The organism is Micromonospora sp. NPDC005979, from assembly GCF_040614415.1.
In the GTDB taxonomy this organism is placed as follows: Bacteria; Actinomycetota; Actinomycetes; order Mycobacteriales; family Micromonosporaceae; genus Micromonospora.
Genome location: NZ_JBEXUR010000008.1, coordinates 152,425 through 169,718 on the forward strand (window position 1 = coordinate 152,425; position 17,294 = coordinate 169,718).

General features: G+C 71.7%; 14 protein-coding genes. 6 read left to right on the forward strand and 8 right to left on the reverse strand.

What is annotated here, in order from left to right; genetic code table 11:
• Positions 1-6: 6 nt before the first annotated feature.
• Complete coding sequence (gene valS, locus ABZ272_RS15675; RefSeq protein WP_355050640.1) at positions 7-2,571, forward strand: valine--tRNA ligase; 2,565 nt, start codon at positions 7-9, stop codon at positions 2,569-2,571.
• 47 nt (positions 2,572-2,618) lie between these two features.
• Here valS and ABZ272_RS15680 read toward each other — a convergent pair whose 3' ends face one another.
• The 5 genes from ABZ272_RS15680 to ABZ272_RS15700 all read right to left on the reverse strand — a co-directional run bounded on the left by ABZ272_RS15680 (position 2,619) and on the right by ABZ272_RS15700 (position 6,854).
• Positions 2,619-3,263: a hypothetical protein gene (locus tag ABZ272_RS15680; protein WP_355050641.1), complete on the reverse strand. Its 645-nt coding sequence runs from the start codon at positions 3,261-3,263 to the stop codon at positions 2,619-2,621.
• Positions 3,264-3,348: 85 nt separating this feature from the next.
• On the reverse strand, positions 3,349-4,065 hold the full coding sequence (locus ABZ272_RS15685; RefSeq protein ID WP_355050782.1) for an ABC transporter permease subunit: 717 nt from the start codon (positions 4,063-4,065) through the stop codon (positions 3,349-3,351).
• 62 nt (positions 4,066-4,127) lie between these two features.
• Complete coding sequence (locus ABZ272_RS15690) at positions 4,128-5,042, reverse strand: ABC transporter ATP-binding protein (RefSeq protein WP_355050642.1); 915 nt, start codon at positions 5,040-5,042, stop codon at positions 4,128-4,130.
• Positions 5,042-5,947, reverse strand: a complete 906-nt coding sequence (locus ABZ272_RS15695) for an ABC transporter permease (RefSeq protein ID WP_355050643.1) — start codon at positions 5,945-5,947, stop codon at positions 5,042-5,044. Before ABZ272_RS15695 ends, ABZ272_RS15690 begins: the two co-directional genes overlap by 1 nt.
• Positions 5,940-6,854 (reverse strand): ABC transporter ATP-binding protein, encoded by a 915-nt coding sequence (locus tag ABZ272_RS15700; protein ID WP_355050644.1) that lies wholly within the window; start codon positions 6,852-6,854, stop codon positions 5,940-5,942. Before ABZ272_RS15700 ends, ABZ272_RS15695 begins: the two co-directional genes overlap by 8 nt.
• Before the next feature lie 250 nt (positions 6,855-7,104).
• Between ABZ272_RS15700 and ABZ272_RS15705 the strand changes: the two genes are divergently transcribed.
• From ABZ272_RS15705 to galT, 4 genes are all read left to right on the forward strand, one after another.
• On the forward strand, positions 7,105-8,619 hold the full coding sequence (locus ABZ272_RS15705; RefSeq protein WP_355050645.1) for a glycosyltransferase: 1,515 nt from the start codon (positions 7,105-7,107) through the stop codon (positions 8,617-8,619).
• 87 nt (positions 8,620-8,706) lie between these two features.
• Positions 8,707-10,236 carry an adenylyl-sulfate kinase gene (gene cysC / locus ABZ272_RS15710; protein ID WP_355050646.1) on the forward strand — a complete coding sequence of 510 codons (1,530 nt, stop codon included), beginning with the start codon at positions 8,707-8,709 and terminating at the stop codon, positions 10,234-10,236.
• A 111-nt stretch (positions 10,237-10,347) separates the two neighbouring features.
• The gene (locus ABZ272_RS15715) at positions 10,348-11,172 is read left to right on the forward strand and encodes a DeoR/GlpR family DNA-binding transcription regulator (protein WP_355050647.1); all 825 of its coding nucleotides are present in this window, start codon (positions 10,348-10,350) and stop codon (positions 11,170-11,172) included.
• Positions 11,169-12,245: a galactose-1-phosphate uridylyltransferase gene (gene galT / locus ABZ272_RS15720; RefSeq protein ID WP_355050648.1), complete on the forward strand. Its 1,077-nt coding sequence runs from the start codon at positions 11,169-11,171 to the stop codon at positions 12,243-12,245. The genes ABZ272_RS15715 and galT overlap by 4 nt, the downstream gene beginning before the upstream one ends.
• A 328-nt stretch (positions 12,246-12,573) precedes the next feature.
• Here galT and ABZ272_RS15725 read toward each other — a convergent pair whose 3' ends face one another.
• Positions 12,574-13,791 (reverse strand): NADP-dependent isocitrate dehydrogenase, encoded by a 1,218-nt coding sequence (locus ABZ272_RS15725; RefSeq protein WP_355050649.1) that lies wholly within the window; start codon positions 13,789-13,791, stop codon positions 12,574-12,576.
• 137 nt (positions 13,792-13,928) lie between these two features.
• On the opposite strand from ABZ272_RS15725, the gene ABZ272_RS15730 reads away from it, so the two are divergent.
• Complete coding sequence (locus ABZ272_RS15730) at positions 13,929-14,729, forward strand: MBL fold metallo-hydrolase (protein WP_355050650.1); 801 nt, start codon at positions 13,929-13,931, stop codon at positions 14,727-14,729.
• A 532-nt stretch (positions 14,730-15,261) separates the two neighbouring features.
• Here ABZ272_RS15730 and ABZ272_RS15735 read toward each other — a convergent pair.
• Together ABZ272_RS15735 and ABZ272_RS15740 are read right to left on the reverse strand one after the other, a co-directional pair.
• A complete protein-coding gene (locus tag ABZ272_RS15735) occupies positions 15,262-16,212 on the reverse strand; it encodes a malate dehydrogenase (protein WP_355050651.1) in 951 nt (316 codons plus the stop codon).
• Positions 16,213-16,364: 152 nt separating this feature from the next.
• Complete coding sequence (locus ABZ272_RS15740) at positions 16,365-17,225, reverse strand: bifunctional methylenetetrahydrofolate dehydrogenase/methenyltetrahydrofolate cyclohydrolase (protein ID WP_355050652.1); 861 nt, start codon at positions 17,223-17,225, stop codon at positions 16,365-16,367.
• Positions 17,226-17,294: the final 69 nt, after the last annotated feature.

Below are 17,294 nucleotides of genomic sequence, written 5' to 3' on the forward strand. Positions count from 1 at the left end.
CGGCAGATGACCGATACGGCGAGGACCGCCCGCGCCGGCGTTCCCGAGCGTCCCAGTCTGGACGGGCTCGAGGAGCGTTGGGCGCAGCGTTGGCAGGAGGAGGGCACGTACGCGTTCGACCGTTCCCGGGAGCGGAAAGACGTGTACTCCATCGACACCCCGCCGCCCACCGTATCGGGCGAGCTGCACATGGGGCACGTCTTCTCGTACACGCACACCGACACCGTCGCCCGCTACCAGCGGATGCGGGGCAAGGCGGTCTTCTACCCGATCGGCTGGGACGACAACGGGCTGCCCACCGAGCGTCGCGTGCAGAACGTGTACGGGGTGCGCTGCGACCCGGCGTTGGCGTACGACCCGGTGTGGCGGCCGCCGGCCACCCCGGTCGACGACGCCGCCCGCCGCGACCCGACGCCGATCTCGCGGCGCAACTTCATCGAGCTGTGCGAGCGGCTGACGGTCGCCGACGAGCAGGTCTTCGAGGCCCTGTGGCGGCGGCTCGGGCTCTCGGTGGACTGGTCCCTGACGTACACGACGATCGGCCGGGTGGCCCGCGCAACCAGCCAGCGGGCGTTCGTGCGCAACCTGCGCCGGGGTGAGGCGTACCAGGCGGAGGCGCCGACCCTGTGGGACGTCGGCTTCGCCACCGCGGTGGCCCAGGCCGAACTGGAGGACCGGGAACGTCCCGGCGCGTACCACCGGCTGCGGTTCGCCGGGCCCGGCTGGCGGGAGGTGCTCATCGACACCACCCGGCCGGAGCTGCTGCCGGCCTGCGTCGCGCTGGTCTGCCACCCCGACGACGAGCGGTACGCCGACCTGGTGGGCGCGACCGTGCGCAGCCCGCTGTTCGACGTCGAGGTGCCGGTGCGCGCCCACCCGCTCGCCGATCCCGCGAAGGGCACCGGCATCGCGATGGTCTGCACGTTCGGCGACCTCGCCGACGTGACCTGGTGGCGTGAGCTGCAGCTCGACACCCGCGTGGTGATCGGCCGGGACGGTCGTCTGTTGCCGGAGCCGCCGGCCGGGGTGCCCGCAGCGCCGTACGCGGCGCTGGTGGGGCAGACCGTCAACGGCGCGCGCCGGGAGATCGTCGGGATGCTGGCCGACGCGGGTGACCTGGTCGGCGAGCCGCGTCCGGTGACCCACCCGGTGAAGTTCTACGAGCGTGGCGACCGGCCACTGGAGATCGTCTCCACGCGCCAGTGGTACCTGCGCAACGGCGGACGGGACGCCGACCTGCGGGCGACGCTGCTGGCCCGGGGCGCGGAGCTGCACTGGGTGCCGGCGCACATGAAACACCGCTACGACAACTGGGTGGGCGGCCTGACCGGCGACTGGCTGGTCAGCCGGCAGCGCTTCTTCGGAGTGCCGGTGCCGGTGTGGTACCGGCTCGACGACACTGGCGAGCCGGACTGGTCCCACCCTCTCACGCCGGACGACTCGGCGCTGCCGGTCGACCCGTCCAGTGACCCGGCGCCCGGCTTCGACGAGTCGCAGCGCGGGCGGCCGGGCGGCTTCATCGGCGACCCGGACGTGCTGGACACCTGGGCGACGTCGTCGTTGACGCCGCAGATCGTCGGCGGCTGGGAGACCGACCCGGAGCTCTTCGCGCAGGTCTTCCCGATGGACCTGCGCCCGCAGGGGCAGGAGATCATCCGGACCTGGCTCTTCGACACGGTGATCCGTTCGCACTTCGAGCACGGGGTGCTGCCCTGGCGGGACACCGTGCTGTCGGGCTGGATCCTCGATCCGGACCACAAGAAGATGGCCAAGTCCAAGGGGAACGTGGTCACCCCGCTCGCGCTCTTGGAGCAGCACGGTTCGGACGCCGTGCGGTACTGGGCGGCCAGCGGCAAGCCCGGCATGGACCTGGCCTTCGACCCGGCGCAGATCAAGGTCGGCCGCCGGCTGGCCACCAAACTGCTCAACGCGTCGAAGTTCGCCCTCGGCCTGGGCGCCGCGGACGCGCTACGCGCCGCGGCGACCGCCCCGCTCGACCGGGCCATGCTCGCCGAACTGGGCACGGTGGTGAGCGCCGCGAGCACGGCCTTCGACGGGTACGACCACACGGCCGCCCTCCAGGTGACCGAGGCGTTCTTCTGGCGGTTCTGCGACGACTACATCGAGTTGGTCAAGGAACGGGCGTACGGCACCGGAGCGGCGGCCGACTCGGCGCGGGCGGCGCTGGCCTCGGCGCTGTCGGTGCAGTTGCGGCTGTTCGCCCCCGTGCTGCCGTACGTCACCGAGGAGATCTGGTCGTGGTGGCGGTACGGGTCGGTGCACCGCGCGCCCTGGCCCACCACCTACGAGGTGGCCCGCGCGATCGAGGGGACGGGCGAGCCCGCGCTGCTGCGGCTGGCCGGGGACGCGTTGGGCCAGGTGCGACGGGCCAAGTCGGAGCGAAAGCTGTCGATGAGGGCGGAGGTGCCGCTGGCCGAGGCGCTGGGCCCGGCGGCGATGCTGGAGCAGCTCACCCTGGTCGCCGACGACCTGCGGGCGGCGGGCCGGATCGGCAAGCTCGATCTGCTGCCGGACCGCACCCCGGAACTCGTCATCGCCTGCGCCTTCTGACCGGATCCGCCGCCGCCCACCCCCCGGGGGCGGCGGCGGACCGGCCGTCACCAGCCGCGCAGGAAGCGCAGGCCGAGCAGGAAGGCCACCACGGAGGGCCCGACCAGCAGGGTGATCGCCTGGAGCCGGTACGGCATCCGGTGCCGGGCCAGCTCAGCCGCGTTGCCCAGCACGATGACCCCGGCGAGCATCATGAACACGCCCCACCAACCCGTCTCCAGGTGGATCACCCGGGCGTGGAGCAGTTGCAGGGTCACACCGACCAGCGCGCCGGTCAGCGCGAGCAGCGCCACCGCGCGGTGCAGACCACGGGCCAGCGGGTGGCCCGCCCGCCAGCCGTACGTGCCGGCCACCGCCAGGCAGGGCAGCACCACCAGCAGCGGCCAGCCCTCACCCATCGCGCCGAACATCAGCAGCGCGCCCACCACGAACGCCAGTGCCCCGACGCAGGCGACGACGTAACCCGCGAAGGCGCGACCACCGCCGCGGGCCAGCAGCGGGCCGCCGCTGGCTGCGATCAGCGCGGCCGGGATCAGGATGAAGCCGGCCCACCAGTGGAACCGGCCGCTGCCCTGGGCGGCCGTCGCGACCGTCGCGGACGCGAGGCCGGCAGCGGCGAGGCTGATCAGCCACGCCCGGCTACCGCGGGAGTACGGGTCAGCCAAGGGTCTGCGCTCCGCTTCGACAGTCACGTCCACCAGCCTCGTGGGTGGGGCCCGCCCGGTCCATCCGGCCAGCCCTACCCGCCGCCGGAGGGCTGGCCGGACTCCGCACGCCTCAGCTCGTCTCGCCGGCCACGCTGAACGAGCGCAGGCGGTCGATCGCCAGCACGGTGAAGCCGACGCTCACCAGCGCGGTCATCACGCCGGCCACCGGCACCGAAACGCTGGTCTCCAGCAGCCCGCTGGGGGCGAGCCGGTCGGCGAGTGCGATCACGTACTGCTGGATGGAGAGCACCTTCGTGCCGCTGACGAAGTTACCCAGCAGCCCCTCCCAGATCAGCACGTAGACGAGGCCGAGCAGCACCGGACGCCGGGTGATGAGGCTGAGCGCGAGGAACAGCGCCGAGTACGCCAGCGCGCCGAGCGCGGACGCGGCGGCGAGGGCCAGTCCGAGGCGTACCGAATCGGCAAGCACGCCCGCGACGTAGAGCGGCACCGCGACGGTGGCCGCGGTGACGCCGGTGGCGACCGCGAGCTTCGGCAGCACGATCTGCCAGCGCGGCAGCGGCTTGGTGAGGATGTGCACGACCGTGCCGTCGTCGATCTCGGCGCCCAGCACGCCCGTGCCGATGATCAGGGCCACCACCGGCAGCACCACCGCCAGGCCGAGGCCGACCAGCACCGGCGGGCCCCACTGGCGGGGGTCCACACCCAGCGAACGGCAGAGGACGGCCAGGCCGAGCAGCACCAGCGGCAGGGGCAGCAGCAGGAGGAACCGCCGCCGGCCGAACAGCCCACGCGCGGTGATCCAGGTAATGGTCGACATTCTCAGCTTCTTTCGTTCGTGACTGCGGGGCTCACTCGCTGCGCTCGTTCACTCCTCGCACTCACCGGTCAGGCCTCCACGAGGTAGGAGAAGACGCTCTCCAGGGACTCGTCGGACGGCACCAACTGACGCACCCGGATGCCCTGGCGCAGGGCGATCCGGGGCAGCGCCCGGGTGAAGGCGCCGTAGTCGCCGGCGCGCACCGTGAGGCCGGTGCGGTCCAGCTCGACGCCGCTCACCGACGACTCGGCGATCAGGGCGACGGCCAGCGCCCGGTCGTCGGTCGAGCGCACCGCGAAGACGTGCGGCCGGTTGGTCATGAGCCGGCGGATGGTCCGGAAGTCGCCGGAGGCGGCCAGCCGGCCCGCCACCATCACCTGCACCGTGCCGGAGACCTGCTCGACCTCCTCCAGGATGTGCGAGCTGAACAGGATCGTCCGGCCGGAGTCGCCCAGGGAGTGCAGCAGATCCATCATGTGCAGCCGCTGACGCGGGTCCATCCCGTTGAACGGCTCGTCGAGCAGCAGCACCTGCGGGTCGTGCACCAGCGCCGCGGCCACCCGCGCGCGCTGTCGCATGCCCTTGGAGTACGTGCCGATCCGGCGGTCCTGCGCCGACTCCAACTCCACCAGGTCGATGGCGCGCCGGGCCGCCGCCGCCGGGTCGGCCAGTCGGTGCAGCTTGGCGCTGGCGAGTACGAACTCGTACGCGGTGAGGAAGCCCTGCACCGCCTCCCGCTCGCTGACCAGGCCCAGCCGGCGGTAGACGGCGGGGTTCCGCCAGGTCGGCTCGTCGTCGAGGGTCACCGTGCCGCGCGACGGGGCGAGGAATCCGGCCATCATGTGCAGCAGCGTGGTCTTGCCGGCGCCGTTCGGGCCGAGCAGACCGGTCACCCCGGGGCCGAGGGTCATGCTGATGTCGTTGACGGCCACCACGTTGCCGTACCACCGGGACACCCCGGTCAGGCTCAGCGTGCTGCTCATCAGGAGGCGACCTTCCGGTAGCGGGCCAGCAGGAGGGTGGTCGCGCCGGCGACCAGCAGCACCGCGACCAGGGCGTAGAGCGGGCCGAACCCACCGATCGACGGGCCGCCGCCCTGGTTTTCGGGGACCAGCAGGTCACCGAGCGACCAGATGCCCACCCCCTGCACGAGGGTGGTGGGCGAGGCCAGCCCCGCCAGCTCGTTGGCCGTCCGCGACGGCAGGATGCTCAGCACACCCACGATCGGGGTGGTCATCAGGAAGACGGCCACCACCCCACCGGCGGCGAACGCGCGCTTGCCGGTCAGCGACGCGACGAGCAGCCCCACCGAGGCGAAGACCACCGCCCACAGCCCGGCGTAGAGCAGGCCGGGGAGCAGGTCGAGCAGCTCGTTCCAGACGCCCTTCAGGCCGTCCTTGGTGGTGAACGCGGCACCCAGGAACATGATCAGCTGCGGCCCGCCGAGCAGCAGCCAGAGGCCGGTGACCAACGCCAGCAGCTTGGCGATCGCGTAGTCGGCGCGCGGCAGAGGGCGGGAGAAGTAGAGCGGCAGCACACCACTGCGCAGGTCGCGGGAGACCAGCTCCGGAGCGGCCACCGCGACGAAGAACAGGACCAGCCAGCTCATCGCGTCGGCGAACTGGGCGTACGTGGCGACCGGTTCACCGAGTTGGCTGCGTACGGCGGCCAGGGCCACCGCGACCAGGGTGACGATGCCGATCACCAGCCACGGAAAGATCTTGGCCTTGGCGCTGCGGCCGAGCCCGAAGATGGTGCGCAGCCCGTGCAGGTAGAGCGCGCCGAAGACGTGCCGGCGGCCCAGGCGGGGGCCCTCGTAGCGCTGGTAGCCGATGTCGTGGATGACGCCGGCCGGCGCGGACCGGACGGCGGATGACGGCTCAGGCATGGGTGAGCTCCCTTGTGGCGAAGAGTTCGGCCACCCGGTGCCGGCGCTGGTCCAGCCGGTGCAGCGGCAGGTCCAGTTCGGCGACCGCGCCGAGGATCAGGTCGTAGGTGCTGTCGTCGGCGAGCGGTACGAGCAGCAGCCGGCCGTCGCGCGCCACCGGCAGGTCGAGCGCGGCGAGTCGGGCGGCCAACTCCTCGGTGCCCTCGCTGACCTCGACGGCCAGCACGTCGGTGGCCGAGGTCATGGCAGAGATGTGGTCGGCGCGCAGCAGGCGGCCACCGTCGATGGCGATCAGCGTGTCGCAGATCCGCTCCACCTCGCCCAGCAGGTGCGAGCACACCAGGACGGAGATGCCGAACTCGGTGCCGATCCGGTGCACCAACGCCAGCATGGCGTCCCGCCCGGCCGGGTCCAGACCGTTGGTCGGCTCGTCCAGCAAGAGCAGGTCGGGGTCGTGCACCAGCGCCTGGGCCAGCTTGACCCGTTGCTTCATGCCGGTGGAGTAGCCGCCCACCGGCCGGTAGCGCTCCTCGTAGAGCCCGACGTGGCGCAGCGCCTCGGAGGCACGCTCGCGGGCCACCGTGCGCGGCAGACCACTGATCCGTCCGAGGTGGGTGACCAGCTCGGCGGCGGACAGGTCGGGTGGGAGGCAGTCGTGCTCGGGCATGTAGCCGACGCGGGCGCGGACCGACGCCGGTTCGGTGGTCGGGTCGATGCCGAGCACCGAGACCTGCCCGCTCGTCGGGGCGATCAGGCCGAGCAGAATCTTGATCAAGGTGGATTTGCCGGCGCCGTTCGCCCCCACCAGGCCGATGATCCCGGGCTCGACGGCGACGGTGAGGTCGGCGAGCGCGGTGACCCGACCTCCGTACGTCTTGGTGAGCGACTGGGTCGCGATCAGTGTCACCAGGCCAGCGTAAGGAGTCGATGCCCCAGGTCGACACCGGCGCGCCCCCGGCGCTCCCCTGATCCTCGCGGCGCCGTACCCCTAGGGTCTGTTCCATGCGCGCGGTCGAGCCAAGGCGAACGTTTGCGCCGGTCCTGCGCTCACCCAGACCCCGCCGCCGGAAAGTCCACTCCGGGGTGGCACGATTCACTTCCCGTTCACCGGGCAGTGTTCCGGGGGATATTCGACCGCCGACGCGGGAAGGATCGTGATGGTCGAGGTTGGCGTCCCCAAGGTCAGTGTCGTGGTGCCCGCGTACAACTGCGGCCCGCACATCGAGAAGCTGGTGGCCTCGCTGCTGAGCCAGTCGCTACCAGCGGACGAGTTCGAAGCGATCTTCGTCGACGACGGATCCACCGATGGCACGGGCGCGCGGCTGGACCAGTTGGCCGCCAAGCACCCGCACATCCAGGTGGTGCACATCGAGAACTCCGGCTGGCCGTCGCGCCCGCGCAACATCGGGATCGAGCGGGCCCGAGGCGAGTACGTGTTCTTCGCCGACGACGACGACTGGTTCGCCGACCAGGCGCTGGAACGGCTCTACGACTGCGCGAAGAAGTACGACGCGGACCTGGTGATCGGGAAGATGGCCGGGCACGGGCGCGGTGTGCCCCGGGAGCTGTTCCGCAAGAACCGCTTCGACGCCACCCTGGAGAACGCACCGCTGATCGACAGCCTGACCTGCCACAAACTGTTCCGCCGTGCCTTCCTCGACGAGCAGAAGCTGCGGTTCCCGGAGGGCGGTAAACGGCGGCTCGAGGACCATTCGCTCGTCGTACGCGCCTACTTCGCGTCCCGCCGCACCTGCGTGCTGTCCGACTACACCTGCTACCACCACACCCAGCGGCCCGATGCCAAGAACGTCACCGCCGCCCGGCTGGAGCCGGTGAGCTACTTCGCGAGCGTGCGCGACGCGCTCGACGTCGTCACCGCCCACACCGAGCCCGGGCCGCTGCGCGACCGGCTGCACCGCCGGTGGCTGCGCAACGAAATGATCAACCGGCTGCGCGGCAAGCGGCTCCTGGACGCTCCCGAGGACTGGGTGGAGCAGGTCGCCGTCGAGGCCCAGAAGATCATCCAGGAGCGGTTCGCCCCCGGGGTCGCGGCTGGCCTGCCGCCGCTGCAACGGGCCGTGGCGTACCTGGTCGAGCGGGGGCGGGTCGCGGACCTGCGCCGGCTGGCCACGTGGGAGTCGGGCATCGCCGGGCACGCCCGGATCGACGCGCTGGAGCCGGACGGGCACTCCGTCACGGTGAGCGTGGCCGCCGAGCTGCGCTCCGCCGACCAGCCGATCGGCTTCCGCGCCGACGGCGAACGCGACGTGCTGGTGCTCCCGGTCGACGAGATCCCCTCCGACGTGCTCGACTCCACCGCGCAGGTCCGTAAGGCCCGCCTGGACGTGGTCGCCCGCCGCCGGGAGACCGGTGACGAGATCTTCCTGCCGGTGAAGTTCCAGGTCGAGCGGATCGCCGCGACCGGCGGCGCCGACACCGTCCATCTGGTGCACCGCGCCACCACCACTATCGACTTCCGGGCCCTCAACGGCGGTCGTACGCGGGGTAGCTGGTTCCTCAAGGCACGGATCACCAACGCCGGGTGGACCGAGGACGCGCGGCTGCCGTTGCTCTTCATCTGCTCGGCCGACGGCGCGACGCCGAGGATCCGGGACGAGCGGAAGGTCTGGAACTGGCTGCGGTCGGCGGTGGGGCGTCGGGTCCGTCGCTGACCCGACCGCGCACGTCGTGGAGTGGCGGCCTCGACCGATCGGCGGTCGGCTGCGAAACTGTGTGCCGTCAGCGAGTGGGGGGTGTGGATGAGCAACGGCTGGGTGCTGCCCGACGAGGTGCTCCGGGACGCGCCGGCGTACACGCCGCGTCCCGGTGAGCTCGCGGATCTGGAGCTGCTGCTGACCGGCGCGTACGCCCCCCTGACCGGCTTCATGACCCGTGCCGACCTGGTGTCGGTGAGTCGGCGCGGCCGGCTGGCCGACGGCACACCGTGGCAGGTGCCGGTGACCCTGCAGGTGCCGGCCGCGCTGGCACAGGGCTTCGACCCGCGCGACGAGGCCCGCCGCGCGCTGGTGCTGACCGACGCCGAGGGCGCGCCGGTCGCCGCCCTCCACGTGGCGGACGTCTGGCCGGTACGCGAGGGCGTCGCGGGCCTGGGTGGCCCGCTCCGGCGGCTCGGCGACGGCGCCCAAGGCCCGTTCCAGCGGCTGCGACGCAGCCCCGAGGAGGTTCGGGCGCTGCTTCCCCCGGGCCGGGTGCTCGGAGTCATCGCCGACCGTCCGCTGCACCGGCCACAGCTGGCCCAGATCGCGCACGCCGCCCGTACCCTGGCCGCCCACCTGCTGGTGATGATCCCGGTCGGCGAGGGCGGTGTCGGTGGGCTCGCACCGGAGGCGCTGGTGCGGACGATCTTCGCCGCCCGCGACCGGATGCCCCCGGCCACCCTGGTGGCCGTGCCGCTGTCGCACCGCCGCGACGAGATCAGCGACGCCCTGCTGCGGGCCCGCGTCTCCGCCGCGTACGGGGTCACCCACCTGCTCTCCACCGGGGAGATGCTCTCCGGGGCGGGCCTGCGGGTGCTGGTGCCGCGCGAGCTGGCGTACGACAACCGGGACGGGCAGTGGCGCTGGCGGGAGGACATTCCGCCGCGTAACCGGCGTCTCGCGCTCACCCAGGACGAGATCGACGACCTGCTCGACCGCGGCTTCCCCCTGCCCGAGTGGCACACCCCTCCGGCGGTCGCGAAGGAGTTGGCCCGGGCTCGGCCACCGCGCCGGCACCGGGGGCTCGTGGTGTTCCTGACCGGCCTCTCCGGCTCCGGCAAGTCCACCGTCGCCCGGGGGCTGGCCGACGCGTTGCGGGAGAACGGCGACCGGTCGGTGACCCTCCTCGACGGCGACGTCGTACGCCGCGAACTGACCGCCGGGCTGGGCTTCAGCAAGGCCGACCGGGATCTCAACGTCCGCCGGATCGGGTGGGTGGCGGCCGAGATCGCCCGGCACCACGGTATGGGCATCTGTTGCCCGATCGCTCCGTACGCGGCGGCCCGCGCGACGGCACGGGAGATGGCCCTGGCCGCCGGGGCGGGCTTCGTGCTGGTGCACGTCGCGACACCGCTCGAGGTGTGCGAGCAACGGGACCGCAAGGGCCTGTACGCGCGGGCCCGCGCCGGTCTGCTGACCGGGATGACCGGCATCGACGACCCGTACGAGGAGCCGACGGACGCGGACCTGGTGCTGGACACCTCCCGCGTGAGCATCGCGGAGGCGGTACAGGCCGTACTCGATCACCTGACCGAGACCGGCTGGGTGGAGTTGAAGATCCAGTCCGCCTGACCGTCGCCCGACCCCTTTCCTTCCGCCGGTTCCAGGCACGCGCTAGTGTTCATCTTTGTTGGAACACGTTCGACCACGTGAGAGTACGTGGACCCCTGGGAGGCACGGCGGATGCTCGCACGGCAGCGGCAGTCGGCCATCCTCGATCGGGTCCGGGCCACCGGCGGTGTCCGGGTGAGCGACCTGGCGACCGAGTTCGGCGTCTCCGACATGACCATTCGGCGCGATCTGGAGGCGCTGCACGAGCGCGGCCTGCTGGCCAAGGTGCACGGCGGAGCGACCGCGGCCGGCACCAGCTCGACCGACGAGCCGGGCTTCCACGCCAAGTCCGTCCGGCAGCTACCGGAGAAGGCCGCCATCGCGGACCGGGCGGCGGCGCTGGTCCGGCCCGGCGCGGCGGTCGCCCTCTCCGCCGGCACCACCACCGCCGAACTGGCCCGCAGGCTGGTGGACGTTCCCGGTCTGACCGTGGTGACCAACTCACTGCCGGTGGCCGAGATCCTGCACGCCGGCGGTCGGTCCGACCAGACGGTGGTGCTCACCGGCGGCGTCCGGACACCGTCGGACGCGCTGGTCGGACCGCTCGCGGTCGGGGCCGTCCGCCGTCTGCACCTCGATCTGCTCTTCCTGGGCGTCCACGGCATCACCGAGCGGGCCGGCTTCACCACCCCGAACCTGATGGAAGCCGAGATCGACCGGGCACTGGTCGCCGCGGCGGACCAGCTGGTGGTGCTCGCCGACCACACGAAGTGGGGCACGGTCGGCATCTCCTCGATCGTCGAGCTGGCGGCAGCCCACGTACTGGTCAGCGACGAGGCGTTGCCTCCGACCGCGCGACGGGTACTCGGCGAACAGGTGGGCCAACTGATCATGGTTAAGGCGACGAGGGCGGGCCGCGTGACGCGCACGCCGACGAGTGAGGGGACGGCGCCGTGAAGCGCACCGCGATCAACCTGGCCGACGGCCGGGAACTGATCTACTTCGACGAGAACGACGACGCCGTCCGCGACCAGCCGGACCGCCGTGACCTGCCGCCGCCGCCACCCGCGTCACAACTGCGCTACGACCCGCTGACCGACGAGTGGGTGGCGGTGGCCGTGCACCGGCAGACCCGTACGTTCCTGCCGCCTGCGAACGAGTGCCCGCTCGACCCGTCCGAGGGCGACCGGCTGACCGAGATCCCGGCACCGGACTACGACGTCGTGGTCTTCGAGAACCGGTTTCCCTCGTTGAGCGGCCGGGTCGCCGACGAGCCCGGCGAAATCACCCCGTTCACGCCGGTCCGACCGGGCCAGGGCCGGTGCGAGGTGGTCTGCTTCACCTCCGACCACAACGCCTCCTTCGCCAGCCTCCCGCCGCGCCGCGTCCGCACCGTGCTGGACGCGCTCGCCGACCGGACCGAGGTGCTCGGCGAACTGCCCGGGGTCGAGCAGATCTTCTGCTTCGAGAACCGGGGTGTCGAGATCGGCGTCACGCTGCACCACCCGCACGGGCAGATCTACGCGTACCCCTTCGTGACGCCGCGCACCCGGGCGTTGCTGGCCGCGGCTCGACGGCACGCCGAGCGCACCGGCGGGGGCAACCTGTACGCGGACGTGCTGGCCGCCGAACGCGCCGCCGGCGACCGCGTCGTCACCGAGAACGAGCACTGGACGGCGTTCGTGCCGGCGGCGGCCCGCTGGCCGTTCGAGGTGCACGTCGCGCCGCGGCGCGTGGTGCCGGACATCCCGGCGCTCGACGACCGCGAGCGGGACGCCTTCGGGCCGCTCTACCTGGATCTGCTGCGCCGCTTCGACGGGCTGTTCGACATGCCGATGCCCTACATCGCGGCGTGGCACCAGGCGCCGGTGCGCATCGACCGCGAACTGGGCCACCTGCACCTTCAGCTGTTCAGCATCCGGCGGGCCAAGGACAAGCTGAAGTACCTGGCCGGTTCCGAGTCGGGGATGGGCGTCTTCATCAACGACATCTCGCCCGAACGCGCCGCCGAACTGCTGCGCGCCGCCTGAAGGAAGGGCACCTTATTAACGCCTCGTGTATAGGAGGGGGCCCGTCCTAACACCTGCCACCGCGCCAGCGAACAGGGCGCGGGGGGCCCGGGACAGGGCCCCCCGCAGGGAAGGGACGGCTGGCTGTGCGCGACACAGCCGGGAAGGCTGGCTGATCGGCACGCAGACCGCGGTCGACCTCGGTCAACCTTCTGGACGCGACTGGCATCTCGTCCACCCTGGTCAACGAGACGTGCCGGGCCGGGGTGACGCCGCCCGCGTGTCGCCCGCCGGACACAGCGGAGCCCGCCGGCGGGTACCGACGGGCTCCGGTGCTGGTGCTGTCGAATCAGGCGGAGAGCCGGCGGGCCAGGTTCTCGTCGAGCGCGTTCATGAACTCGTCGGTGGTCAGCCACGGCGCGTCGCGCGAGATGAGCAGCGCGAGGTCCTTGGTCATCTGGCCGCCCTCGACGGTGTCGATGATGACCTGCTCCAGGGTGTTGGCGAACTCGGTGACCGCCGGGGTGCCGTCCAGCTTGCCCCGGTGGGCCAGGCCCCGGGTCCAGGCGTAGATAGAGGCGATCGGGTTGGTCGAGGTCTTCTCGCCCTTCTGGTACTGCCGGTAGTGCCGGGTCACCGTGCCGTGCGCCGCCTCCGCCTCGACGGTACGACCGTCCGGGGAGAGCAGCACCGAGGTCATCAGGCCCAGCGAGCCGAAGCCCTGCGCGACGGTGTCGGACTGCACGTCACCGTCGTAGTTCTTGCAGGCCCAGACGTACCCGCCCTCCCACTTGAGCGCGGCGGCGACCATGTCGTCGATGAGCCGGTGCTCGTAGGTCAGGCCAGCGGCGTCGAACTCCGCCTTGAACTCGCTCTCGAACACCTCGGCGAAGATGTCCTTGAACCGGCCGTCGTACGCCTTGAGGATGGTGTTCTTGGTCGACATGTAGACCGGGTAGTTGCGGTCCAGGCCGTACCGGAACGAGGCGCGGGCGAAGTCCCGGATCGACTCGTCGTAGTTGTACATGCCCATGGCGATGCCGCCGCCGGGGAAGTTGGCGACCTCCATCTCCATCGGCGTGCCGCCGTCGGCCGGCGTGTAGGTGATGGTCACCGTGCCCGGGCCGGGGACGACGAAGTCGGTGGCCTTGTACTGGTCACCGTGGGCGTGCCGGCCGATGATGATCGGCTTGGTCCAGCCGGGGACCAGGCGCGGCACGTTGGACATGATGATCGGCTCACGGAAGACGACGCCGCCGAGGATGTTGCGGATGGTGCCGTTGGGCGACCGCCACATCTTCTTCAGGCCGAACTCCTCGACCCGGGCCTCGTCCGGGGTGATGGTGGCGCACTTGACGCCGACGCCGTGCTCCTTGATGGCGTTGGCGGCGTCAATGGTGACCTGGTCGTCGGTCTCGTCGCGGTACTGGATCGACAGGTCGTAGTAGTGCAGGTCGACGTCGAGGTAGGGCAGGATCAGCTGCTCCCGGATCTGCTTCCAGATGATCCGGGTCATCTCGTCGCCGTCGAGCTCCACGACCGGGTTGTTTACCTTGATCTTCGCCATCGGCCGGCGCTCCTCTCGGGGGACACGTGCTCAAGCAGTACGAGCGTACTGCAATTGGGCCGGCAGCCCCCAGCCGGCCTCGGCCGGCCGGTGAAAGCGGGCTGCACGGCACAGCAGTTCCCTGCCACGATCGCGCAATGCCACTGAGCCGCACCTTCGGGTCTATCACGATCACCGCGCTCACCGACGGTGAGGGCGCGTTCTTCCAGCCCCGCGACGAGGCATTTCCGCACGCCACGGCCGCGCACTGGGCGGAGGCCGACCGCCGCGACCCCGGTTCGGTCACCGCGGACGGGCAGTGGTGGCTGCCGTTCCGCAGCTTCGCGATCCGCTCCGGCGACGGACCGGTGACCCTGGTCGACGCCGGAATCGGCCCGACCGACGCGCCCGCCGCGAGTTGGGCGCCGGTCCCCGGCCGGCTACCCGCCGAACTGGCCGCCGCCGGCATCGACCCCACCGACGTCGAGACGGTCGTACTGACCCACCTGCACAGCGACCACATCGGCTGGGCGGTCACCGGCACACCCGCCCGGCCGTACTTCCCGAACGCGAGCTACCTGCTGCAGCGCGCCGAGGCGGACGCCGCCGAGGCGCTCAACCCCGAACTGCCGGCCGGCCTGATCGCGCCGTTGCGCGCCGCCGGCCAACTCCGGGTGGTCGACGGCGACACGGACCTCACCCCGGGGGTACGACTGCTGTCCACCCCCGGACACACCCCCGGCCACCAGTCGGTGCTCGTGACGGTGGCCGACGAGCGCCTGCTGGTCACCGGCGACCTCCTGGTCCACACGGTGCAACTGGTCGACCCCACGCTGGCGTACGCCCACGAGGAAGACCCCGACGAAGCCCGCCGCTCCCGGGAAACCGCCCTGACCACGGCGAACCCCACCCTGCTGGCCACCCCCCACCTAGGCACCCCCTTCACCCCCCACCCCTAACCCCGCCCCAGCCAGCCCCGCCCCCCGCGCCCCCGCCCGCCCGCCCGCCGACCCTCCGCGCGCCCTGCCTGCCCCCCGCCCGCCCTGCCTGCCCTGCCTGCCCTGCCTGCCCCCGTCGATCATGAAGTTATTGCCTTCTCACCGGCGTGTCCGGGCAATAACTCCATGATCGACACGTGGATAGGGGTGCGGACCCGGCGGCAACCCCGGTGATCAAGAGGTTTGCGTCAGGAATTGGGGTTTTGGTGACGCAAACCTCTTGATCACCGGGTTAGGTGGGCGCGGGCGGGGATGTGGGGCCAGACCTGGGCGGCCGGGCGCGGGTGGGGACCGGGATTTGGGGCCAGACCTGGGCGGCCGGGCGCGGGTGGGGACCGGGACGTGGGCCGAAGCAGACGGCCAGGCCCGGCCCAGGCGCGGGCCGGGCGCGGGCGGCCGGGTGGGAGGGAGTGCGGGGGTGGGAGGGGTGAGAGGGGGTGCGCAAAGGGCGCGCCGGCTTGGCCGGCGCGCCCTTTGTCGTGGTGCTAATGGATCACATGCTGGAGATGTCGCCCTGCTTCGCGCGGACGGCCTCGGCCGCCTCGAGGAGACTGGCGCGCTCGTCGGCGTCCAGGTCGGTCTCGACGACCCGACGGACACCCTCGGCGCCGATCTCGGCCTCGACGCCCAGGTAGACGCCGGAGATGCCGTACTCGCCGTCGACCCAGGCGCAGACCGGCATGACGTCGCCGGAGTCCTCGGCCACGGCCTTCGCCATGCGGGCGGCGGCGGCGGACGGGGCGTAGTACGCCGAGCCGGTCTTGAGCAGCGCGACGACCTCGGCGCCACCGTTGCGGGTCTTGACGACCAGCTCCTCGATCTGCTCGGCCGGCATGGCGTCGCGCAGCGGCTTGCCGTTGACGGTGCTCTGCGACGGTACCGGGACCATGGTGTCGCCATGCGAGCCGAGGGTCAGGGTGCGTACGGACGCGACGGGCACGTTCAACGCCTCGGCGACGAAGTTGCTGAACCGCGCGGTGTCGAGCATGCCGGCCTGGCCGAGGACCCGGTTCTTGGGGAACTGGGTGGCGAGCTGCGCCAGGGCGGTCATCTCGTCCAGCGGGTTGGAGACGACGATGACGACGGCGCTCGGGGCGTACTTGGCGACGTTCTCGGCGACCTGGCGGACGATCTTGGCGTTGGTCTCCAGGAGGTCCATCCGGCTCATGCCCGGCTTGCGGGGCAGACCAGCGGTGATGACGACGACGTCGGAGCCCTCGATGGCCTCGTAGCCCTCACCGTTCGGGCCGGTGGTCACGCCGACGACCTTGGTCTCGAAGCCCTCGATGGCCCGCGACTGGTTGAGGTCGAGCGCGAGGCCCGCGGGCTTGCCCTCCACGATGTCGGTGATCACTACGGTGTCGAAGACGTCGTACTCGGCCAGGCGCTGTGCGGTGGTGGAGCCGTAGAAACCAGCCCCGACGACAGTGACCTTCTTACCCATGGTCGTCCCACTCCCTGATACCAGTCGGTTTTCCGGACCGTATCAGCCATCCTGGCACCGATAGGGCCAGGGGCGGACGGTTACGGCCTTCTCGGGTTAGGAAGGGCCCCTTTACATGCACCAGGTGTTAATAAGGTGCCCTTCCTTACACATCAGCCGCGTTCGGCGCGCTCCACCACGTTGGTCAGCAACATGGCGCGGGTCATCGGGCCGACACCGCCGGGCATCGGGACGAGCGCGCCGGCCGTCTCGGCCACCTCCGGGTCGACATCGCCGGTGTAGCGGCCCTTGCCGTCCGGGCCGATCACCCGCGTGATGCCGACGTCGACGACCACCGCGCCGGGGTTGATCATGTCGGCGGTCAGCAGTCCGGGTACGCCGGCCGCGACGATGACGATGTCGGCGGCGCGGGTGTGCGAGGCGAGGTCGAGGGTGCCGGTGTGGCAGAGCGTCACCGTGGCGTTCTCGCTACGACGGGTGAGCAGCAGGCCGAGCGGACGGCCGACGGTGTTGCCCCGGCCGACCACGGCCACGGTGGCGCCCCGCAGCGCCACGTCGTGGCGGCGGAGCAACTCGACGATGCCGCGCGGGGTACAGGGCAGCGGACCGTCGTAGCCGAGGACCAGGCGACCCAGGTTGACCGGGTGCAGGCCGTCGGCGTCCTTGTCCGGGTCGATCAGCTCCAGCACGCGCTGAGTGTCCAGGTGGGCGGGCAGCGGCAGCTGGACGATGTAGCCGTGGCACGCCGGGTCGGCGTTCAGCTCGGCGATCACGTCGTCGACCTGCTGCTGGGTGGCGTCGGCCGGCAGCTCCCGGCGGATCGAGGCGATGCCCACCTCGGCGCAGTCGCGGTGCTTGCCGTTGACGTACGCCTGGCTTCCCGGGTCGGCCCCGACCAGGACCGTGCCCAGCCCGGGGACGATGCCGCGCTCCGCGAGAGCCTTCACCCGCGTCCGCAGCTCGTCCTTGATCTCCGCTGCGGTCGCCTTGCCGTCCAGAACCGTCGCCGTCACGACCAGATCGTCTCATGTCCGGCACCTGCCATTTCCCGGGACCTCGCTCCGGCCGGCCACCGCGGCCCC

What these genes read in the sequence shown, in the direction of transcription:
- valS (WP_355050640.1), top strand. Translation starts at nt 7, where the DNA reads ATGACCGATACGGCGAGGACCGCCCGCGCCGGCGTTCCCGAGCGTCCC.
- ABZ272_RS15690 (WP_355050642.1), bottom strand. Translation starts at nt 5,042, where the DNA reads ATGAGCAGCACGCTGAGCCTGACCGGGGTGTCCCGGTGGTACGGCAAC.
- ABZ272_RS15695 (WP_355050643.1), bottom strand. Translation starts at nt 5,947, where the DNA reads ATGCCTGAGCCGTCATCCGCCGTCCGGTCCGCGCCGGCCGGCGTCATC.
- ABZ272_RS15705 (WP_355050645.1), top strand. Translation starts at nt 7,105, where the DNA reads ATGGTCGAGGTTGGCGTCCCCAAGGTCAGTGTCGTGGTGCCCGCGTAC.
- cysC (WP_355050646.1), top strand. Translation starts at nt 8,707, where the DNA reads ATGAGCAACGGCTGGGTGCTGCCCGACGAGGTGCTCCGGGACGCGCCG.
- ABZ272_RS15715 (WP_355050647.1), top strand. Translation starts at nt 10,348, where the DNA reads ATGCTCGCACGGCAGCGGCAGTCGGCCATCCTCGATCGGGTCCGGGCC.
- ABZ272_RS15725 (WP_355050649.1), bottom strand. Translation starts at nt 13,791, where the DNA reads ATGGCGAAGATCAAGGTAAACAACCCGGTCGTGGAGCTCGACGGCGAC.
- ABZ272_RS15730 (WP_355050650.1), top strand. Translation starts at nt 13,929, where the DNA reads ATGCCACTGAGCCGCACCTTCGGGTCTATCACGATCACCGCGCTCACC.
- ABZ272_RS15735 (WP_355050651.1), bottom strand. Translation starts at nt 16,212, where the DNA reads ATGGGTAAGAAGGTCACTGTCGTCGGGGCTGGTTTCTACGGCTCCACC.